The 2,266-nt window shown below is 73.2% G+C and carries 2 protein-coding genes and 1 pseudogene; all 3 read left to right on the top strand.

Features of this window, described 5'->3' with window-relative positions; all coding sequences use genetic code 11:
• Positions 1-89: 89 nt before the first annotated feature.
• Positions 90-638, top strand: coding sequence for a D-glycero-alpha-D-manno-heptose-1,7-bisphosphate 7-phosphatase (locus CVO76_RS17470; protein ID WP_244186082.1), 549 nt, complete (start codon positions 90-92; stop codon positions 636-638).
• Positions 635-1,738 carry a glycosyltransferase family 9 protein gene (locus tag CVO76_RS16985; protein WP_244186080.1) on the top strand — a complete coding sequence of 368 codons (1,104 nt, stop codon included), beginning with the start codon at positions 635-637 and terminating at the stop codon, positions 1,736-1,738. Before CVO76_RS17470 ends, CVO76_RS16985 begins: the two co-directional genes overlap by 4 nt.
• Positions 1,735-2,266 (top strand): annotated as a pseudogene (locus CVO76_RS16980) (glycosyltransferase family 1 protein); the annotation flags it as partial. The gene CVO76_RS16985 and the pseudogene CVO76_RS16980, both read left to right, overlap by 4 nt.

Raw genomic sequence — 2,266 nt, 5'->3', positions numbered from 1 at the left:
AGGGCGCGCCCGGCGGTGCGGGGATCCCCGAGGAGAAGAAGTTCGGTGCGAAGTGTTTAGTACTGCTCCTTCCCGGGAACTAAGCCTGTATGCATACTTCGGCCGAACGATCGCGGACAGCCCCCCGGGCGGTCCTGTTCGACCGCGACGGGACCATCGTCGTGGACGTCCCGTACAACGGGGACCCCACCCTCGTGCGACCCATGCCGGGTGCCCGGGAGGTCCTCGACGGCCTCCGGTCGCGAGGGATCCCGGTCGGCGTCGTCACGAACCAGTCCGGCATCGCGCGCGGCTTCGTGACGCGCGGGCAGGTGGACGCCGTCAACGCCCGCGTGGAGGAGCTGCTCGGGCCGTTCGACGTGTGGGAGGTCTGCCCGCACGGGGCGGCGGACGGATGCGCCTGCCGCAAGCCGGGCCCCGGCATGATCGTGTCAGCCAGCGAGCGCCTCGGGCTCGACCCGTCCGAGGTGGCCGTCATCGGGGACATCGGAGCGGACATGGGCGCGGCAGCGGCCGCCGGCGCACGCGCGGTGCTGGTGCCGACGGACATCACGCTCGAGGACGAGATCCGCGCGGCCCCGGCCGTCGCGGGCGACCTGGCCGGGGCCGTCGCCTCCCTCTGGGCGGGTACCCCGTGAGGCGCCGCGTCCTGGTCGCCCGCCTCGACAGCGCCGGCGACGTGCTCCTGGCCGGGCCGGCCGTCCGCGCCATCGCGGCCGGCGACCACGGCGACTCGCCGAACGACGTCGTCATGCTGTGCGGACCGCAGGGCGCGGCAGCCGCACGGCTGCTGCCCGGCGTCGTCGACGTCGTCACCTGGTCCGCGCCCTGGATCGTGGATCCCGCCCCCGACCCGACGCCCGACCTTATCGGTGAGCTCCACGACCGGGTCGTGGCACTCGGTGTCGACGAGGCCGTGATCCTGACCTCGTTCCACCAGTCGCCCCTGCCGCTCGCGCTGCTGCTCCGCCTCGCCGGGGTGCGGCGCATCGCCGGAGCATCCGTCGACTACGCGGGATCGCTCCTCGACGTGCGGCTCAAGCCGGGGGAGGACTTCCCGGAGGACCAGCCGGAGGCCGAGCGTGCCCTCGGCATCGCGGAGGCCGCGGGGTACGCCCTGGCTCCCGGCGACGACGGCCGACTCCAGGTCACCGACCTGGTCGACGCCGCGGACCTCGTGGGCCGCGGACCCTACGTCGTCGTCCACCCGGGGGCGTCCGTGCCCGCCCGGGCCTGGCCGCCCCTGCACCACGCGGCCGCCGTCGAACTCCTCACCGCCGCCGGGTTCCGGGTGGTCGTGACCGGCGGCCCGGACGAGACGGACCTGACCTCGACCGTCGCCGGCCCGGAGGCCCTGGACCTCGGCGGCCGGACGGACCTGGCCACACTGGGCTCCGTGCTCGCCGGGGCCACCGTCGTGATCACCGGCAACACCGGCCCTGCCCACCTCGCAGCCGCCGTCGGGACACCGGTGGTGTGCCTGTTCTCGCCCGTGGTGCCCGCGATCCGCTGGGCCCCGTACCGCGTGCCCGTCGAACTGCTCGGTGACCAGGACGCGGCCTGCGCCCTCAGCCGCGCCCGCATCTGTCCCGTCCAAGGCCATCCCTGCCTGTCCAACGTCTCGCCGGAGGACGTCGTCGACGCCGTCCTCCGCCTCAGTTCCGGAATATCGTCGCTCGGCTCGCGCCGCAGCATCGGCCGCACCGACGGCCGCAGAACAACGAGGGGAAACCGATGAGGATCCTGCTATGGCACGTCCACGGAGGATGGACCGACGCCTTCGTGAGGGGCACGCACACCTACCTGCTGCCCACCACGCCCGACGGCGGAGCATGGGGGCTGGGCCGCGCCGGCCGTGACTGGCCGGCCTCCGTCGTCGAGGTGGCCCCGCACGACCTGCGGGACGCCGACATCGACGTCGTGGTGCTGCAGAGGATCGAGGAGATCGCCGAATGCGAGCGGCTCCTCGGACGGACGCCGGGCCGGGACCTCCCCGCCGTCTTCCTCGAGCACAACACACCCCGGCGCGACATCGTCGGCACGGTGCATCCGCTGGCGGACCGGACGGACATACCGATCGTCCACGTCACGCACTTCAACGAGCTCTTCTGGGACAGCGGGATCGCGCGGACCCGGGTCATCGAGCACGGCATCGTCGATCCGGGCTACCTGTACACGGGTGAACTCGAGCAGCTCGCAGCGGTCATCAACGAACCCGTCCGGCGCGGCAGGATCACCGGCACGGACCTGCTCCCGCGGTTTGCGG

The sequence above is a fragment of the Arthrobacter agilis genome (assembly GCF_002953615.1).
GTDB classification, from domain to species: Bacteria; Actinomycetota; Actinomycetes; order Actinomycetales; family Micrococcaceae; genus Arthrobacter_D; species Arthrobacter_D agilis_B.
This window is presented reverse-complemented; position numbering and strand designations above follow the sequence as displayed.